A 13,721-nucleotide genomic window follows, 5' to 3' on the forward strand; every position below is an offset into this window, starting at 1 on the left:
GATCTCGGGCGACCACCGCGACGTCGGCGAAGTCCAGCGGGATCGGGGCGGCCGGCTTGTGCACGACCACTTCGACGGCGTGCACGCGCTCGTCGGCCATGACGTCGTCGGCGATCTCACCGGCCACGGTCTCGATCAGCTGCCGCGGCGGGCCGGCGACGATGTCGGCGGCGCGCTGGGCGAGCGCTCCGTAGTCCAGGGTGTCGGCGAGATCGTCGCTCGCGGCAGCGGCGGCCAGGTCGATCCACACCGTGATGTCGACGACGAAGTCCTGCCCGTCGCGGCGCTCGTGGTCGAACACCCCGTGATTGCCGCGCACCCGCAGGCCGCGCAACTCGATCCGGTCAGCCATTCGGCTGGGCCTCCTCACCCGCGTTGCGCCAGGCCGACACCACCGCAAGCGCATCCACTGAGGCGCGCACGTCGTGCACCCGCACCCCCCACGCCCCATGCCAGGCCGCCAGCGCCGAGATCGCCGCCGTCGCCGTCTCCCGTCCTCCGGGCGGTCGCGGGGTCCCGTCGGCGCCGGCCAGCAATGTGCCGAGGAATCGTTTGCGCGACGCGCCGACGAGGATCGGGATACCGGTGGCGACGAACTCCGGCAGCGCGGCCAGCAACGCCCAGTTGTGGTGCGCGGTCTTCGCGAAACCGAGCCCGGGATCAAGGATCAGCCGCCCGGGATCCACGCCGGCCGCGACGGCGGCGTCGACGCAGGCCATCAACTCGTCGCGCACCTCGGCCACGACGTCGCCGTAGACCGGGGGGTCGTGCGGCCGCGCGCTGTCGACCGAGCGCCAGTGCATCAGCACCCACGGCACGCCCGCGTCGGCGATCACGCGCACCATGTCCGGATCCGCCCTGCCGCCCGAGACGTCGTTGACGATGCGGGCCCCGTGCTCCAACGCCGCGCGGGCCACCCCGGCGTGCATGGTGTCGACGCTGACCGTGATGCCGCGGGCGGCGAGTTCGGCGATGACCGGAAGGATGCGGGCGGTCTCCACCGCGGGGTCGATGCGCGTTGCGCCGGGCCGGGTGGATTCGCCGCCGACATCGATGATCGCCGCGCCGTGTGCCACCAGCTCGACCCCGTGCGCGACGGCGCGATCCCGGTCCAGGAACAAGCCGCCGTCGGAGAACGAGTCGTCGGTGACGTTGACGACGCCCATGACGGCCACGGGCGCCGCAGTGGACGACAGGTCGGCGATGATCACTTCCGCAGGATCAGGTCCAGAGCTTCGGCGCGGGAGGCCGTGTTGGTCTTGAACACCCCGCGCACCGCCGACGTGGTGGTGCGGGCCCCGGGCTTGCGGATGCCACGCATCGCCATGCACAGGTGCTCGGCTTCGATCACCACGATCGCCCCGCGCGGATCCAGTTTGCGCATCAGCGCGTCGGCCACCTGGCAGGTGAGCCGCTCCTGCACCTGCGGCCGCTTGGCGTAGAGATCGACGACGCGGGCCAGCTTCGACAGGCCCGTCACGCGGCCGTCCTTGCCCGGGATGTAGCCGACGTGCGCGACGCCGTGGAAGGACACCAGGTGGTGCTCGCACGTCGAGTACATCGGGATGTCCTTGACCAGCACGAGCTCGTCGTGCTGCTCGTCGAACGTGGTGTTGAGGACGTCGTCGGGATCGGTGTAGAGGCCCGCGAACATCTCCCGGTAGGCCCGTGCCACGCGCGCCGGGGTGTCGATCAGGCCGTGCCGGTCGGGATCCTCACCGACGGCGAGCAGGAGCTCGCGCACAGCGGCCTCCGCACGAGCCTGATCGAATTCCCGGGTGGTGAGCGTGGCCGAAATTTCCTGCGACCGCGTCATCGAGGTCTCCTCCGTTACCCGTTGCCCGGCGGGGTGCCGCGCCCGTTCTCACCGCGGCCGTTGTCGTGGCCGCCCTGACCACCGTCCTGTTCCGGCGGTGCGGGCTGCGGATACGGCTGCTGGTAGGGCGGATAGTACGGCGGCTGGGGATGAGCCGGTGCACCCTGATATCTCGACGGCGGATACCAGTAGCCAGGCTGCGGATGCTGCTGCGGAGCACCGCCCTGCTGCTGCGGCGGGGGCGGCCAGCCGGGGGCATGCCACCCGGCCGGGGCGCCGTAGTCGGGCTGGGTCTGGCCGCCCTGCGCACCATGCGCGCCGTTGGTCCCATTCCCGCCGTTGCGGTGCGCCGCCTCGGCGGCAGCCTTGGACGCCTGGGCGATCGCGGTCTTGAACGCGGGCTCCGGTACCGGCTTGGGCCACGGCTCGCCCCGTTCGATGGCGAGCTCGCCCGGGGTCTTGATCGGCGGCTTGTCCGACGGCACCCGGCCACCGAAGTCGTCGAACATCGTCAACCGCGGGCGCTTCTTCACGTCACCGAAGATCTGCTCCAGCTCCTTGCGGTGCAGCGTCTCCTTCTCCAGCAGCTCACCGGCCAGCACGTCGAGGACGTCGCGGTACTCGGTGAGGATCTCCCAGGCCTCGGTGTGCGCGGCCTCGATGAGCTTGCGGATCTCGTCGTCGATGATCTGGGCGACCTCGTGGCTGTAGTCGGCCTGGTTGCCCATCGTGCGGCCGAGGAACGGGTCGCCGTGCTCGGTGCCGTAGCGCACCGCGCCCAGCTTGGAGCTCATGCCGTACTCGGTGACCATCGCGCGGGCGATCTTGGTGGCCTGGTCGATGTCCGAGGACGCGCCGGTGGTCGGCTCCCGGAACACGAGCTCCTCGGCGGCGCGCCCGCCCATCGCGAACACCAGGCGCGCGATCATCTCCGAGCGCGTCATCAATCCCTTGTCGTCCTCCGGCACGGCCATCGCGTGACCACCGGTGCGCCCGCGGGCCAGGATCGTCACCTTGTAGATGGGCTCGATGTCGGGCATCGCCCAGGCGGCCAGCGTGTGCCCGCCCTCGTGGTAGGCGGTGATCTTCTTCTCGTGCTCGCTGATCAGCCGGCTCTTGCGGCGCGGCCCGCCGACCACGCGGTCCACCGCCTCTTCGAGCGCCGGGCCGGTGATGACGGTGCCGTTCTCGCGCGCGGTCAGCAGCGCGGCCTCGTTGATGACGTTGGCCAGGTCGGCGCCGGACATGCCGACGGTGCGCTTGGCCAGACCCTCGAGGTCGGCGTCGGGGGCGATCGGCTTGCCCTGCGAGTGCACCTTCAGCACGGCGCGACGGCCGGCGAGATCGGGGCTGGAGACCGGGATCTGGCGGTCGAAGCGGCCCGGCCGCAGCAGCGCGGGATCGAGGATGTCGGGCCGGTTGGTGGCGGCGATCAGGATGACGCCCTGGCGGTCGCCGAAGCCGTCCATCTCGACGAGCAGCTGGTTCAGCGTCTGCTCGCGTTCGTCGTGACCGCCGCCGAGGCCGGCGCCGCGCTGGCGGCCGACCGCGTCGATCTCGTCGACGAAGATGATGCACGGGCTGTTCTGCTTGGCCTGCTCGAAGAGGTCGCGCACGCGGGAGGCGCCGACGCCGACGAACATCTCGACGAAGTCAGAGCCCGAGATCGTGAAGAACGGCACCCCGGCCTCCCCGGCCACGGCGCGGGCCAGCAGCGTCTTGCCGGTGCCGGGCGGGCCGTAGAGCAGCACGCCCTTGGGGATCTTGGCGCCGAGCGCCTGGTAGCGGCTCGGGTTCTGAAGGAAGTCCTTGATCTCGTAGAGCTCCTCGACCGCCTCGTCGACGCCCGCGACGTCGGCGAACGTGGTCTTGGGCATGTCCTTGGACAGCTGCTTGGCCCGCGATTTGCCGAAGCCGAAGCCCATCCGGCCGCCTGTCTGCATGCGGGAGAACAGCACGAACAGGCCGACCAGCAGCAGCAGCGGCAGCATGTAGATCAGCAGCGAGCCCAGCACGCTGGACTGATTGACCACCGTGTTCGTCTTGACGTTCTTGCCCTGCAGCGCCTCGAACAGCGTCACGCCGTACCCGGTCGGGTACTTGGTGATGATCTTGTCGCTGTTCTCGGTGTCCCCGTTGCCGTCTTTGAGCTCCAGCCGCAGCTGCTGCTCACGGTCGTCGATCTGCGCGCTGGTGACGTTGCCGCTGGTGATCTGCGACATCGCGACCGAGGTGTCGACGGGCTTGTATCCGCGGGTGTCGTCACTGAAGTAGAAGAAGGACCACCCCAGCAACAGGACCACGGCGATCACCGTGAGCGTGCGGATCACATTTTTACGGTTCATGCGTTGGTCCGGTTCATCGATGTGTGCGGCCAGGGTGAAAGAACCCCGGCCAAAATCCTTCCAAGAACGCCAGCTGGAAACCTCAAGGCTACCGCTAGACCAACGTTCGGCAGCCTCTGGAGTTCCCGCCGCTGGTGTGCACACAGATCGGAATCTGCGCCGGACTCGCGATCCAGACTCACACTCGACGCCGCGCGCACACGGCGAGTCCACACCAACGTGGTGACGCTGCAGGTGGCCGAGGCCGGGTAACCGGAGCTGGCCTGCATTCCGCGACACCGCTCCAGCGAAGTGGTGAGCGGACCGTGTCGGGAGGTCGAGGTCGAGTGGGCAGGGCATTGGCTGACCGTGGAGCGGCCGGATGAGCTGAGCCGATTGTTGTTCGAGTTCCTCGTGGTTTGAGGTGTGATATCCACCACCGGCGGGTATGTTTGCTGCGGGTTGGGGCGGCATGCCACCGGGGGGAAATTGACGTGAACTTCACAGCAAAGCGACGCCGTGTGTCTGTGGGCCGGTCTGACCGCGCCGCCCTGGTCACCTCGGCGCGTCACACGTTCGCCGACCTCGGGCCTGCGGCCAGCATGGCCGACGTCGCCGAGGCGGCAGGCGTCAGCACGGACGTGCTCTACGGCCACTTCGGCGACCGCGACGGTCTCCTCGTCGCCGTCCTCGACGACCTCGGCGAGTCACTGCGCGAGCCCGAACCGGCGGTCCGGCCGTCACTCGGCCTTCCGCAGCTGTCGGCGCGGTACGTGGTCCCGCCGGTCGTCGCGGCGAGCGCGGTGTTGTCTCTGGGCATGGCGCCCCCGTCATCCGCTGCCGCCGTAGACCCGCCCCCGGCGAGCTCCGTGGTGACGATCAGCCCGCTGTGGCCGGTGTGGTCTCTGGACACCGCCCTGCAGGGGTCGCTGTGCGCCACCGCCACGTGTTCCCGGCTGGACTATGTTCCGTTCGCGACGGGTAACGGGGTACGCGCCCTGGACCGGCAGCTCTCGCAACTGACGGCGTCGCCGTCGCAGGCCATCGGCGACGGCCCGACCGTCGTGCTGGGCTTCAGCAACGGCGCCGGCGTGGCCGAGGAGTGGATGGCCCAGCACTCCGGGGTGGCCGGCGCGCCCTCGCCCGACGAGGTGTCCTTCGTCCTTATCGGCAATCCGCGGCGGGCCCACGGCGGTCTCATGCCACCGATCGAGCCCACCGACTATCACGTCATCGACGTGGTCCGGCAGTACGACCCGATGGCCGACTTTCCGGACCGGCCGCTGAACCTGTTGGCGCTGGCCAACGTCGCGGCAGGCATGCTCTCCCCGATGCACCTGGACTACCGCGGGGTGGACCTCGACGATCCGGCCAACGTGGTGTGGACCGAGGGCAACACCACCTACGTGTTCGTCCCGACGACGGAGCTACCGCTGCTGAAACCGTTGCGCGCCCTGGGGTTCGACGAGCTGGCCGCGAAATTGAACGGCCCGCTCACCGACATCATCGAAAAGGCCTACGACCGGCCGTATCTGGACGCGCCGCAGCCTGCGCCGGTCGTCGCACCGGAACCCGAGAAGACGGTCCTCGCGGCCGAGTCATCGACCACCGACGACACCGAGCGAGCCGCACCCGCTCGTCGCACGCTGTTCGCCAAACGCGCTGTCGCCGATAATGTTTCGGATGACTCCCCCGCGCGGACACCGCGCCGGTCCGACGACGACAGCACGCAGAGCACCGACGACACGCCGTCCGTCACCGCCCCGCCTGCCAGCGACAGCGCCGCGGCGAGCACGCCCAAGCCCGCGAAGAAGACCCACAAGGGTTGGGGACGCCACCGCGCCGAGTGACGCACCGATGCCGAGCTCGGCGCGTTACTGTGCCAGCCATGTCGCACACAGCCCGCAGACCCGTCACCCGGATCGCTCTGACCGTCGCCGCCGCCGGCGTCGTCGCGGCTTCGGCGGCCGCCTGCGACACGCAGTCCGGACCGGCCGCGTCGCCCGGCACCGACGCCCGGCAGGTCACCGTCGTCGGCGAAGGTCAGGTCAAAGGCACCCCGGACACGTTGACGGTCAACGCATCCATGGAGTTCCAGGCCGCGGACGCCACCGGCGCGATGAGCCAGACCAACGAGCGCCAGCAGGCCGTCATCGACGCACTGGTCGGCGCCGGGATCGACCGCAAGGACATCGCCACCACCGCAGCGGATCTGCAGCCGCAGTACGGCAGCGACAGCACCACGATCTCCGCGTACCGCGCCACCAACTCGATCACCGTCACGATCCGCGATCTGGCCAAGGCATCGGACGCGATCGGTCTGATCGTCAGCACCGGCGGTAACGCCGCGCGCATCAACTCGATCAACTACTCCATCGACGACGACTCACAGCTGGTCCGTGACGCCCGCGCCCGCGCGTTCAACGACGCCAAGGACCGCGCCAATCAGTACGCGCAGCTGTCGGGGCTCGACCTCGGGGACGTCATCTCGATCTCCGAGTCGGCCGCGCCCACCCCGCCGGTGCCGATGCCTGCGATGCCGCGTGCGATGGAAGCCGCGGTGCCGCTGGAGCCGGGTCAGCAGACCGTCGGCTTCTCGGTGACGGTCGTGTGGCAGCTCAGCTAGAAGGCCCGACGGTGACGGGGAGCCCGTTGAGCACCGCGGTGCCCGAGAGCGGATCGAGCAGCGACCCGTCGTTGAGCTGGTTGACGTTGACGCCCGGCTGACCGGCGGCCAGCTGCTGTCCGGTACCCGGGCGGTCGTGCCCCCACCCGTGCGGCAGCGACAGCACGCCGCGGCGGATGCCGTCGGTGAGCTCGACGGGCACCACCAGCTCGCCGCCGGCACCCTTGACCACGGCGGTGTCGGTGACGCCGAGGTCGGCGGCGTCGTCGGGGTGCATCCGCAGCGTGCAGCGGTTGGTGCCGCCCGCGAGTGCGGGCAGGTTGTGCATCCAGCTGTTGTTGCTGCGCAGGTGCCTGCGCCCGATCAGCACGAAGCCCTGGGCGGGACGCGCCATCGCCTCGCGCAGCCGGGCCGCGTCCTCGATCAGGGCGGGCGGCGCAAGCTCGACCCGACCTGACGGCGTACGCAGCACGTCGAGCAGCCGCGGCTGCAGCGGGCCCAGATCGACACCGTGCGGTGCGTCCCTGAGCCGCTGCAGCGTGAGGCCGTCCGGGCGAGCGCCGAACGCGTCGCCGTAGGCGCCCAGGCGCAGCATCATGTCGAGCCGGCGCTCATAGCCGGGGCCTTGGGGCAGCATCGCGGTCAGCTCGTCGACCGCGCGGCCGGCGACCGGCGAATCGGGATCCGCGGTCTCCTTGGCCAGGGTGGTGGCGATGACCTGCTCATCGACCAGCGCCGGGTCGGCGTCCTGGCCCAGGCCGTACACTACCAGCGCGAGCCGCGACAGGATCTCGGCCTCGCTGGGCCGGCCGTCGAGCGGCAGCACCGGCGGTGAGTAGCGGGCGTTGTTCCGGATCGCGAGAGCGTTGAGCGCGACGTCGAAGTGCGGGGCGCGCGACGGCGGGGGTGGGGGCAGGATGACGTCGGCGTGGCGGGTCGTCTCGTTCAGGTAGGGGTCGACGCTGACCATGAACGTGACGCGCTCCAGTGCTTTGTCGAGCCGGTCGCCGTCGGGGGCGGACAGCACCGGGTTACCCGCGACCGTGATCATCGCGCGGATCTGACCGTCGCCCGGCGTCTCGATCTCCTCGGCGAGGACAGGGGTGGGCAGTTCGGAGAGCACCTCGGGACGGCCCGACACCCGGCTGTGCCAGCGACCGGTGCGGAACCCCTTGCCGGGCCGGTGCCCGCGCGGCGCCGGCGCCACCGCCGAGCAGGGGAACATCGCGCCGCCGGGCCGGTCCAGATTGCCGGTGAGGACGTTGACGACGTCGACGAGCCAGCTGCCGAGGGTGCCGAACTCGACGGTCGATGTGCCGATCCGGCCGTAGACGGCCGCGCTGGGCGCCGCGGCGAGTTCGCGTGCCAGCGTGCGGATCTCGTCGGCGTCTACGCCGCAGTACTCGGCGACGGCGTCGGGGGCGAAGTCCCGTGCGGCCGCCCGCACGTCATCGAGTCCGGCGACGTGGTCTCCGACTTCCCCGAGAGTCACCAGGTCCTCGTCGAACAGCACGTGCACCACCGCGAACAGCAGCGCCGCGTCGGTGCCGGGGCGCGGCGCGAGGTGGCGATCGGCGAGTTCGGCGGTGCGGGTGCGGGCCGGGTCGATGACGACGATGCGGCCGCCCCGCTTGCGGATGTCGCGCATCTTGCCGCCGAAGTCGGGTGCGGTGGTCACGCTGCCGTTGGACACCAGGGGGTTGGCCCCGATGATCACGAGATAGTCGGTGCGGTCGAGGTCGGGCACCGTGAACGCGACCGGGCTGCCGAACATCAGGCCCAGCGACACGTGCTTGGGCATCTGGTCCAACGTGCTCGCCGAGAACACCTGCCGGGTGCCAAGGCCGCGGATGAGCAGCGGCGGATACAGTGCGCCGGCGACCGTGTGCGCGTTGGGGTTTCCGAGATACAGCCCGACGGAGGCGCCGCCGTTCTCGCGGATCACCGCGCTCAGACCGTCGGCGGCCGTGGCGAACGCCTCCTCCCACGAGGCCTCGGTGAGCACGCCGTCGCGACGAACCAGCGGCGCCCGCAACCGATCGGGATCGTTGTCGAGCTCGGCGAAGCTGGCACCTTTCGGGCAGATGAATCCGTGGCTGAACACGTCGTCGCGATCACCCCGGGCGCCGATGACGCGGCCCTCGTCGATGGTCAGCGTCAGGCCGCAGGTGGCCTCGCAGAACGGGCAGATGCGCAGCGCGGTGTCGGTCATGGCTTCGATCCTGCGTCCACATCGACGAAATGGCGAGAACTTCTCGCGCTTTCCCGCCCGAACGTCGGTTTGGGCGGGGGTGGGGTCAGTCCGTGTAGACCTTCGGGTCGAGCGTGCCGATGAACGGCAGATCGCGGTAGCGCTCGGCGTAGTCGAGGCCGTAGCCGACCACGAACTCGTTGGGGATGTCGAAGCCGATGTATTCGATGTCGACGTCGGCGCGCACCGCATCGGGCTTGCGCAGCAGCGTACACACCCGCAGCGAACGCGGCCGCCGGGTGGCCAGGTTACGCAGCAGCCACGACAGCGTCAGGCCGGAGTCGACGATGTCCTCGACGATCAGCACATCGCGGTCGTTGATGTCGCGGTCGAGGTCCTTGAGGATGCGCACCACACCCGACGACGACGTCGACGAGCCGTACGAGCTGACCGCCATGAACTCCAATTGCGTGGGCAGCGGGATCGCCCGGGCCAGGTCGGTGACGAACATGACCGCACCCTTGAGCACCGTGATCAGCAGCAGGTCCTGCTGCCCCTCCCCCGGCGTCGGGTAATCGGCGGCGATCAGATCGGCGAGTTCCGCGGTCTTGGCGCGGATCTGCTCCTCCGACAGCAACACCGACTTGATGTCCCCGGGATACAACTCGCCATGCGCAGGCACGCCTAGAGCGTAGCGGTGCTCACTCGGCGACCGGCTCGCGGTAGAGCGTCAGCACCTCACCACGCCGGCCCGCGAACAGCCGACGCCGTGTCATCGCGCTCGGGACCGCGACTCCGCCCTGCCCGCGCCAGGCCGTGACCAGGGCATCGACGGCGCGGATCTGCGCGTCGGTCAGGCCGGCGGCACCGCCGTCGAGCAGCCAGCGCCGGATCACCCGGCGGCGCAGCGCGGCCGGTAGCGCCGTCACCGTCGCGATCGGCAGATCGGTTTCTACGGCGATGCCGGCGGCGAGCGCGTCGAGCGCGTCGCAGTCCTCGCGTAGCGCGGTGGCGGTGCGGGCCAGCGCCTCGGCCACGCCACCGGCCAGCACGTCCTCGAGCAACGGCAGCACCTCGCGGCGCAGCCGCACCCGGGTGAAGCGACGGTCGTCGTTGTGGGGATCCCGCCACGGCGTCAGCGCCAACTCGGCACACGCGGCCTCGGTGACGCTGCGCCGCACCCCCAGCAGCGGCCGGCACCACGGTGCGTCGTAGGCCACCATCCCGGCGATCGAGCGGGCACCCGAGCCGCGGCCCAGGCCCAGCAGCACCGTCTCCGCCTGATCGTCGAGCGTGTGCCCCAACAGCACCGGCATCCCCGCGCTGGCCTGCTCCAGCGCCGCGTACCGCGCGGTGCGCGCCGCAGCCTCCGGCCCGCCGTCGGCGCCGACCGAGACCGAAAGCACCTGCGCAGCAACGCAACCCAGGTTCAGCGCCTGGTCACGTGCCGTCGCGGCGACGGTGTCGGAGCCCGCCTGGAGCCCGTGGTCGACGATCAACGCCGTCGTCGGCCGGAGCTCTGCGGCCGCCGCGGTCAGTGCCAGCGAGTCGGGCCCGCCGGACAGCGCGACGCACCAGGGCCGGTCCAGCCCGTACTCGGCGGAGAACCGGCGCAGCGCCGCGCGCAGCTGCGCTACAGCACCCGGTCGATCCATCGCTGCGGCTCGTCGATCTCGTCGGGCAGCGGCAGGGTGTGCGGGCCGGTCCAGATCGTGTTGAACCGCGCCATGCCCACCGTCGACACCACGGCGTCGACGAACGCCTTGCCGCGCGTGTACTGGTCCATCTTCGCGTCGATGCCGAGCAGCGCCCGCAGCAGCCGCTGCACCGGCGGCTGGCGCCGATGCCTGCGCTGGTCGAACCGGCGGCGGATGGTGGCCACCGACGGCACCACCGCAGGCCCCACGGCGTCCATCACGTGATCGGCGTGACCTTCGAGCAACGTGCCCAACACCAGCAGCCGATCCAGCGCCTCACGTTGGGCCTCGGACTGCACGGCCCGCACCAGACCCAGGATGCCGGCCGAATTCGCTTCTGCCGACTCACCGGAACGCCGTTGCCGGACGAAGTCGGCCAGCCGCCCGATCACCTGGGTCACGTCCTCGCCGGTGTCGGAGGTCAGCACGCCGAGCGCATCGGACATGTGGCCGGCCAGCCACGGGTTGGCGCGGAACTGCACGCGGTGGGTGACCTCGTGCAGGCAGACCCACATGCGGAAGTCGGCCGGCTGTACGTGCAGCTGGCGCTCCACCGCGATGACGTTCGGATACACCAGCAGCAGCTCCCCGCCGTTCGGGGCGAACGGATCGTATTGCCCCAGAATCCCCGACGACACGAACGCCAGCACCGCGCCCGTCTGCACGCCGGCGATCCGCCCGCTGATCGCGCGGGGCTTGACGCCGTCGCTGCCGCCGGTCATCGCCCGCATGGACCCGGCGGCCGCGCGGATCCACTGCGGCCGGTCGACGATTCGGGCTTCCGGGATGTCCGCGCCCTCGGCCAGACCGGTCACCTCGCGCACCGGCACCTCTGCGGCGCGCGCCGCATCCGCCAGCTGCGCAATCACCTGTCGGCGCGTGTAGTCGGTGGCCGGCGGCTCGGGACGGGCCAGCTTGCCACCGAACGACGCGGCCAGGTTCCAGTCCACCGCGCTGCCGACGGAGAAGGTCTGGCTCATGAGCGGCACCCGCACGATCGCAGCGTTGCGGCGAACGCGTCGAGCGCGGTGCGCCCGCTGGGGCCGGCCCGGTTGGACAGCAGCGCGAACGTCAACACCCGCCCGTTGGAATCGGTCACGATGCCGGCCAGGGAATTGGTGGCGGTCAGCGAACCGGTCTTGGCGCGCAGATACCCGGCGGCATCGCGGCCGGGCGGGGTGTCGAGGTAGCGGTTGGACAGCGTGCCGCTGCCGCCGGCGATCGGCAGCAGGTCCAGCAGCGGACGCAGCCGGGGGTGGTCGTCACCGGCCGCCGCCCCCACGACCTCGTCGAGTGTCTCGGCGGTAAGCCGGTCGTCGACCGACAGCCCGCTGGAGTCCAGCAACCGCGCCCCACTGGTGTCGATCCCGGCGTCGTCGAGCGCGGCGAGCACGGCGCTGACCGCGCCGGTGAAACTCCGCGGCCGGCCCGTTTCCGCGGCGACCTCCCGGCCCGTCGACTCGGCCATCACGTTGTCCGAGGCGTTCATCATGTCGCGCAACCGCTGGATCAGCGGCGGCGACTGGACCGAGGCGATCTCGCGGCCACGGGCGGCCGACGGCAGCACGGTCACCGTCTGCGGATCGACGCCGAGCGCGACGGCCAGCGCGCGACCGGCGTCGAGTGCGGGGGTGCGCGAGCGTGCCGAATTCACAGTCACGGGCTGGGTGCGGCCACCGTCGAGCATGACCGCTTCCATCGGGGCGATGTCGCCGCCGTCGATGTCCAGCGGATCCCACCCGGGCGCCATCGTCGGGCCGCTGTAGGCGCTGACGTCGACCGCGACGCTGCGCGCGGTCACCCCGCTGCGGCGGACCTGGTCGGCGAGGTCGACGATCCGCGCGGCGTCGCGATACCACGTGTCGGTGCCCCGCGGCGCGGCCGACAGCGTCGGATCGCCGCCCCCGACGAGCACCACGGTCCCGGGCGAGGTGGCCACCACCCGCGTCGTCAACCGGGCCTCGCGATCGAGGGTCAGCAGCGCCGCGGCGGTGGTGAGCAGCTTGTTGACCGACGCGGGCTGCATCGGCACGCGCGGGCTCTGCGCCCACAGCTCGTCACCGGTCATCGCGTCGGTGATGCGCCCGGTGAACTGCCCCAGGTTCGGATCGGCCACCACGACACGCAGCGCCGCGGCGAGCCCGGCGGGTGTCGGCATATCGGCGGTCTCGGGCACCGGAACGACGCCGGGATCAGCGGTCGCGGGCGCCGGCGCGGCCTTGACGGCCACCGCGTCGGAGGTGTGCCGGCCGGCGATCAGTGCGGCCGTGGCGACGAGCCCCGCCACCACGACCACCACGGCGAGGCCGACCAACACATAGGTGGACCTTCGCCATCGAGTCGGCCGCATAGTTCCCCTGTCGCTCGATGAGTCGGAAAGCCACCCCCGTAGTGCAGGGTATCGCTCCGCACTAAGGTGGTTCCGGCCTGTTGATCGCCCGTCATGCGAAGGAGCCTCCCCGGTGCAGTTCGACGTTCTCATCGAGATCCCGAAGGGTTCACGCAACAAGTACGAGGTCGATCACGACAGCGGCAAGGTGAAGCTGGACCGCTACCTGTTCACCGCGTTCGGCTATCCGACCGACTACGGCTACATCGAGGACACCCTCGGCGAGGACGGCGATCCGCTGGATGCGCTGGTGCTGCTGCCCGAGCCGGTGTTCCCCGGGTGCATCGTCGAGGCCCGCCCCGTCGGCATGTTCCGCATGACCGACGAGAAGGGCGGCGACGACAAGGTGCTGTGCGTGCTCGCCGACCCGCGGTGGGACCACATCCAGGACATCGGCGACGTGTCGGAGTTCGAGCTCGACGCGATCAAGCACTTCTTCGTGCACTACAAGGACCTGGAGCCGGGCAAGTTCGTGCACGCCGCGGACTGGGTGGGCCGCGAGGAAGCCGAGGCCGAGGTGAACCGCTCGATCGAGCGGTTCACGACCGAGGGCCACTAGTTTTTCCCCGCGAACAGACGCGAACTCGAGCGGACACGCCGCAAGAACACTCGAGATTGCGTCTGTTCGCGGATTTGACCTGCCCGTAACACGGCGTTACGTCCGCGCCGTTTCCGCGT

At 70.6% G+C, this 13,721-nt stretch carries 12 protein-coding genes; 3 read left to right on the plus strand and 9 right to left on the minus strand.

The genetic code is table 11. From position 1 onward, the window contains the following. The 4 genes from folB to ftsH form a co-directional block, all read right to left on the minus strand. On the minus strand, positions 1-352 hold a 352-nt coding region (folB, locus tag MHN84_RS10425), incomplete at its 3' end, for a dihydroneopterin aldolase (protein WP_241204578.1). Next, entirely contained in the window at positions 345-1,166 is an 822-nt protein-coding gene (gene folP, locus MHN84_RS10430; protein WP_241204842.1) for a dihydropteroate synthase, read from the minus strand. The genes folB and folP, both read right to left, overlap by 8 nt. 41 nt (positions 1,167-1,207) lie before the next feature. After that, a complete protein-coding gene (gene folE, locus MHN84_RS10435) occupies positions 1,208-1,816 on the minus strand; it encodes a GTP cyclohydrolase I FolE (RefSeq protein WP_241204579.1) in 609 nt (202 codons plus the stop codon). A gap of 14 nt (positions 1,817-1,830) precedes the next feature. Beyond that, positions 1,831-4,161 (minus strand): ATP-dependent zinc metalloprotease FtsH, encoded by a 2,331-nt coding sequence (gene ftsH, locus MHN84_RS10440; protein WP_241204580.1) that lies wholly within the window; start codon positions 4,159-4,161, stop codon positions 1,831-1,833. Positions 4,162-4,667: 506 nt separating this feature from the next. Between ftsH and MHN84_RS10445 the strand changes: the two genes are divergently transcribed. Next, entirely contained in the window at positions 4,668-5,990 is a 1,323-nt protein-coding gene (locus MHN84_RS10445) for a PE-PPE domain-containing protein (RefSeq protein ID WP_241204581.1), read from the plus strand. Between the two features lie 38 nt (positions 5,991-6,028). After that, positions 6,029-6,766: an SIMPL domain-containing protein gene (locus MHN84_RS10450; protein WP_241204582.1), complete on the plus strand. Its 738-nt coding sequence runs from the start codon at positions 6,029-6,031 to the stop codon at positions 6,764-6,766. On the opposite strand, the gene MHN84_RS10455 is transcribed toward MHN84_RS10450, so the two are convergent. The 5 genes from MHN84_RS10455 to dacB form a co-directional block, all read right to left on the minus strand. After that, on the minus strand, positions 6,759-8,978 hold the full coding sequence (locus MHN84_RS10455; RefSeq protein ID WP_241204583.1) for a molybdopterin-dependent oxidoreductase: 2,220 nt from the start codon (positions 8,976-8,978) through the stop codon (positions 6,759-6,761). The two genes, MHN84_RS10450 and MHN84_RS10455, sit on opposite strands and share 8 nt — an antisense overlap. Before the next feature lie 85 nt (positions 8,979-9,063). Further along, the gene (hpt, locus tag MHN84_RS10460; protein WP_241204584.1) at positions 9,064-9,639 is read right to left on the minus strand and encodes a hypoxanthine phosphoribosyltransferase; all 576 of its coding nucleotides are present in this window, start codon (positions 9,637-9,639) and stop codon (positions 9,064-9,066) included. Between the two features lie 19 nt (positions 9,640-9,658). Further along, positions 9,659-10,612: a tRNA lysidine(34) synthetase TilS gene (gene tilS, locus MHN84_RS10465; protein WP_241204585.1), complete on the minus strand. Its 954-nt coding sequence runs from the start codon at positions 10,610-10,612 to the stop codon at positions 9,659-9,661. After that, positions 10,591-11,634, minus strand: coding sequence for a zinc-dependent metalloprotease (locus MHN84_RS10470; protein ID WP_241204843.1), 1,044 nt, complete (start codon positions 11,632-11,634; stop codon positions 10,591-10,593). The genes tilS and MHN84_RS10470 overlap by 22 nt, the downstream gene beginning before the upstream one ends. After that, positions 11,631-13,004, minus strand: coding sequence for a D-alanyl-D-alanine carboxypeptidase/D-alanyl-D-alanine-endopeptidase (gene dacB / locus MHN84_RS10475; RefSeq protein ID WP_241204586.1), 1,374 nt, complete (start codon positions 13,002-13,004; stop codon positions 11,631-11,633). Before dacB ends, MHN84_RS10470 begins: the two co-directional genes overlap by 4 nt. A 112-nt stretch (positions 13,005-13,116) precedes the next feature. On the opposite strand from dacB, the gene MHN84_RS10480 reads away from it, so the two are divergent. After that, positions 13,117-13,602 carry an inorganic diphosphatase gene (locus MHN84_RS10480; RefSeq protein WP_241204587.1) on the plus strand — a complete coding sequence of 162 codons (486 nt, stop codon included), beginning with the start codon at positions 13,117-13,119 and terminating at the stop codon, positions 13,600-13,602. The last annotated feature ends 119 nt before the right edge of the window (positions 13,603-13,721 follow it).

It is taken from the genome of Mycobacterium sp. PSTR-4-N (assembly GCF_022348085.1).
GTDB lineage: Bacteria > Actinomycetota > Actinomycetes > Mycobacteriales > Mycobacteriaceae > Mycobacterium.

Bases quoted from the DNA above. Each gene is read 5' to 3' on its own strand.
- folP (WP_241204842.1), bottom strand. From the start codon at position 1,166: ATGGGCGTCGTCAACGTCACCGACGACTCGTTCTCCGACGGCGGCTTG.
- ftsH (WP_241204580.1), bottom strand. From the start codon at position 4,161: ATGAACCGTAAAAATGTGATCCGCACGCTCACGGTGATCGCCGTGGTC.
- MHN84_RS10455 (WP_241204583.1), bottom strand. From the start codon at position 8,978: ATGACCGACACCGCGCTGCGCATCTGCCCGTTCTGCGAGGCCACCTGC.
- MHN84_RS10450 (WP_241204582.1), top strand. From the start codon at position 6,029: ATGTCGCACACAGCCCGCAGACCCGTCACCCGGATCGCTCTGACCGTC.
- tilS (WP_241204585.1), bottom strand. From the start codon at position 10,612: ATGGATCGACCGGGTGCTGTAGCGCAGCTGCGCGCGGCGCTGCGCCGG.
- dacB (WP_241204586.1), bottom strand. From the start codon at position 13,004: ATGCGGCCGACTCGATGGCGAAGGTCCACCTATGTGTTGGTCGGCCTC.
- folE (WP_241204579.1), bottom strand. From the start codon at position 1,816: ATGACGCGGTCGCAGGAAATTTCGGCCACGCTCACCACCCGGGAATTC.
- MHN84_RS10470 (WP_241204843.1), bottom strand. From the start codon at position 11,634: ATGAGCCAGACCTTCTCCGTCGGCAGCGCGGTGGACTGGAACCTGGCC.